We start from the raw sequence: 3982 nt of genomic DNA, 5'->3' as shown, positions 1-3982 counted from the left end.
CTCTCGCACCGCGCGCAAAATCAGGAAATCGCCGATCGCCTGCGGCACGCGGATGCCCGACGCGATGGTGTGGGCGTCCTCCCAGCGCGTCGCGTGCTCCGTGCCGGCCTCATAGGCCCGCACCATCGGCGCACAGCCGGAGGCCTGCACCGCGACCATGCGCGGGCGTTTTGAGCCGATGAAGCCGATCTTCTCGAGCTCGTCGAAGGCCTTCCACATGCCGATCAGGCCGGTGCCGCCGCCGGTCGGATAGAAGATCACGTCGGGCACGTCCCAACCGAGCTGCTCGGCGAGCTCGAGGCCCATCGTCTTCTTGCCTTCGATGCGGTACGGCTCCTTGAGCGTRGACGTGTCGAACCAGCCGACCTTCGCCTTGCCCTCGCCGACGATCTTGCCGCAATCGTCGATATAGCCGTTGACGCGGTAGACGGTCGCGCCCTGGAGCTCGATCTCGCTGACGTTCACCTCGGGCGTGTCGGCCGGGCAGAAGATCGTGGTCTTGATGCCGCAGGACGTTGCATAGGCCGCGAGCGCCGCACCGGCATTGCCGTTGGTCGGCATCGCCATGTGCTTGATGCCGAGCGCCTTGCCCATCGACACCGCCATCACCAGACCGCGCGCCTTGAACGAGCCGGTCGGCAGCCGCCCCTCGTCCTTCACGATGATCTCGCCGCCACCGAGCTTCTTCCCGAGCTTCGGCAGCCGGATCAGCGGCGTCGTCACCTCGCCGAGCGAGACGATGTCCTGGCATCTGCGCACCGGCAGCAGCTCGCGGTAGCGCCACATGTCGGCGGGGCGTTGCGCGAGTGCATCCTTGGTCAGCGCCTTCTTCACGCCCGCGAGGTCGTAGCGCACCAGCAGCGGCTTGCCGGCCTTGGAGAGGTTGTGGACCTGGTCGGCGGCGTAATGATCGCCTTCCATCGCGCATTCGAGATGGGTGACGAAGGTCGGGCGTTCGATGGTGAGGTTGTCGTTATCGTGCATGGATCTGCCTTCTTCTTGTGTCCGCGACTTTCTGACTGTCATTGCCGGGCTTGACCCGGCAATCCATCCCTTGAAGAGCGCTTCGCTTGATGGATGCGCGGGTCAAGCCCGCGCATGACGAGTGGCGAGTACCGCTAGATATTCAACACCCGTCCATACGCATCCAGCACGGCTTCCTTCATCATCTCCGACAGGGTCGGATGCGGGAATACCGTGTGCATCAGCTCTTCTTCCGTCGTCTCCAGATTCATGGCGACGACGTAGCCCTGGATCAGCTCGGTGACCTCCGCGCCGACCATGTGGGCGCCGAGAAGCTGGCCGGTCTTCTTGTCGAAGATCACCTTGACCAGGCCCTGGTCCTCGCCGAGCGCGATCGCCTTGCCGTTGCCGACGAAGGGGAAGCGGCCGACGCGGATCTCGCGGCCGTTCTCCTTGGCCTTGGCTTCCGTCAAACCGACGGAGGCGACCTGCGGCTGGCAGTAGGTGCAGCCCGGGATCATGTTCTTGTCCATGGGATGCGGATGCAGGCCCTTGATCGCCTCGACGCAGATCACGCCCTCATGCTCGGCCTTGTGCGCGAGCATGGGGGGACCTGCGACGTCGCCGATGGCGTAGATGCCGGGGATGTTGGTCTTGCCGTAACCGTCGATGACGATGCAGCCGCGGTCGGTTTTGACGCCGAGCTTTTCGAGGCCGAGATTCTCGATGTTGCCGACGACGCCGACCGCCGAGATCACGCGCTCGAACTCGGTGGTCACAGGCTTGCCCTTGCCGTCGTCGATGGTGGCGACGACGCTGTCGGCCTTCTTCTCCAGCTTGGTCACCTTGGTCGAGGACATGATCTTGATGCCCTGCTTCTCCAGGCGCTTGCGGGCAAGGCCCGCGATCTCCGCGTCCTCGACGGGCAGGATCTGCGGCAGCACCTCGACCACGGTGACGTCGGAGCCCWTGGTGTGGAAGAACGAGGCGAACTCGATGCCGATCGCGCCGGAGCCGACGACCAGCAGCGACTTCGGCATCCGCTCCGGCACCATCGCCTCGAAATAGGTCCAGATCAGCTTCTTGTCGGGCTCGAGCCCCGGCAGCACGCGCGGCCGCGCGCCGGTCGCGACGATGATGTGCTTGGCCTGGTAAGTCCCCTCGCCCAGCGTGCCCTTCGGCGCCTCGACGTCGGACTTCTTCACGGTGACCTTGCCGGGCGCGTCGATCGAGGCGGCGCCCCAGATCACGCTGACCTTGTTCTTCTTCATCAGGAAGCCGACGCCGTCGTTCAGGCGCTTGGAGACGCCGCGCGAGCGCTGCACCACGGCCTTCGGGTCAAACGAGACCTTCTCGGCCGACAGGCCGTAATCCTTGGCGTGCTGCATGTAGTGGTAGATCTCGGCGGAGCGCAGCAATGCCTTGGTCGGGATGCAGCCCCAGTTCAGGCAGATGCCGCCGAGGTAGGATTTTTCGACGATCGCGACCTTGAAGCCGAGCTGGGCGGCGCGGATCGCGGTGACATAGCCGCCGGGACCGGAGCCGATGATGATGATGTCGAAGGATGTATCGGCCATGGCGGCTCCCGTTCAACTCAAGCGGTCGTTGCGCCGCGGGCGCGGCGATTGAGAATGTAAATTCTGATCAGCCATTCCGAGAGAATGACCGCCGCCATGACGGCAAAGATGGTTAGCGCGATCGGTGCCCAGATGCTGCGCGACAGCGCCTCGCCGGCGAAGAAGGCGGCCTCAACGATTTCGAGGCCGAACGGATTGAGCGTGAGGATCAGCGACACCAGCATCGAGATCCAGGGCCAGCGCGTCCTCATGCGCCATCTCAGACCATCATCATGACGGGATTTTCGATCAACTGCTTGAACGCGCCGATCAGCTCGGCGCCGAGCGCGCCGTCGATGGCGCGGTGATCGCAGGACAAGGTCACGCTCATCATGTGCGCGATCTCGATCTTGCCATTCCGCACCACGGGCCGTTCTTCGCTGGTGCCGACCGCGAGGATGGTCGCGTGCGGCGGGTTGATCACGGCGGTGAAGTGGCTGATGCCGTACATGCCGAGGTTGGAAACGGCGGTCGTGCCGCCCTGGTATTCCTCGGGCTTGAGCTTGCGCGAGCGGGCGCGCGCGGCAAAATCCTTCATCTCGTTGGAGATGGTGGAGAGCGTCTTGGTCTCCGCTTTCCGGATGATCGGCGTGATCAGGCCGCCGGGCATCGCCACGGCGACGCCGACGTCGGAATGGTGATGCTTGACCATGCCGCTTTCGGTCCAGCTCACATTGCAGTTCGGGATCTTCTGCAGCGCGACCGCCATCGCCTTGATCACGAAGTCATTGACCGAGATCTTGTAGAGCGGCTTCTTCTCCTTGTCCTTGGGAGCAGCCGCATTGATCTCCTCGCGCGCAGCGAGCAGCTTGCCGATGTCGCAGTCGATGGTGAGGTAGAAGTGCGGGACGTTCTGGATCGACGCGGTCAAACGTTGGGCAATCGTGCGGCGCATGCCGTCGTGCGGGACGATGTCGTAGGAGCCCGGCTCGAACAGCGACAGGATCTGCTTGTCCGACATGGTCGGCGCGATCGCGGGCGCGCCCGACGGCGCTGCGGCGGGCGCCTTGAGGCCCTTGCCGGACTTGGCCTGCTCGACGTCGCGGGCGACGACACGACCGTGCGGGCCGGTGCCGTTGATGGCCGCGATCTGGATGCCGGCGTCCTTGGCGAGGCGCCGCGCGAGCGGCGAGGAGAACACGCGGCCGCCCTGCCCGTTGGCCTGTGCCGCGGGAGCTGAAGCCGGCGCGGTGGCAGGAGCCGGCGCTGCCTTCGGTGCAGCCGGCGCGGGTGCTGGCGCTGCAGCCGGTGCTTCGGCGGCCTTCGGCGGCGCCGCTGATGCGCTGGGCTTGGCGGCGCCGGCGGCCTTCACGTCTTCGCCCTCACCAGCGAGTACGGCGATCACGTCGTTGACCGGGACGTCCTGCGTGCCCTCGGGCACGAGGATCTTGGCGATCGTGCCC

Annotated in this window: 4 protein-coding genes; all 4 read right to left on the bottom strand. The window is 65.4% G+C overall.

From position 1 onward, the window contains the following. A partial coding sequence (locus AC1D00_RS30590; RefSeq protein ID WP_477013233.1) for a threonine synthase occupies positions 1-984 on the bottom strand: 984 nt, incomplete at its 3' end. 134 nt (positions 985-1118) lie between these two features. Then, positions 1119-2540, bottom strand: a complete 1422-nt coding sequence (gene lpdA, locus AC1D00_RS30585) for a dihydrolipoyl dehydrogenase (protein ID WP_477013232.1) — start codon at positions 2538-2540, stop codon at positions 1119-1121. A 17-nt stretch (positions 2541-2557) separates the two neighbouring features. Then, a complete protein-coding gene (locus AC1D00_RS30580) occupies positions 2558-2791 on the bottom strand; it encodes a hypothetical protein (RefSeq protein WP_135175243.1) in 234 nt (77 codons plus the stop codon). Between the two features lie 8 nt (positions 2792-2799). Next, the coding region (locus AC1D00_RS30575) for a pyruvate dehydrogenase complex dihydrolipoamide acetyltransferase (RefSeq protein ID WP_477013231.1) at positions 2800-3982 on the bottom strand (1183 nt) is incomplete at its 5' end.

It is taken from the genome of Bradyrhizobium sp. P2_E8 (assembly GCF_056403875.1).
This window is presented reverse-complemented; position numbering and strand designations above follow the sequence as displayed.

Coding starts and splice junctions, on each gene's coding strand:
- AC1D00_RS30580 (WP_135175243.1), bottom strand. CDS start 2,791: ATGAGGACGCGCTGGCCCTGGATCTCGATGCTGGTGTCGCTGATCCTC.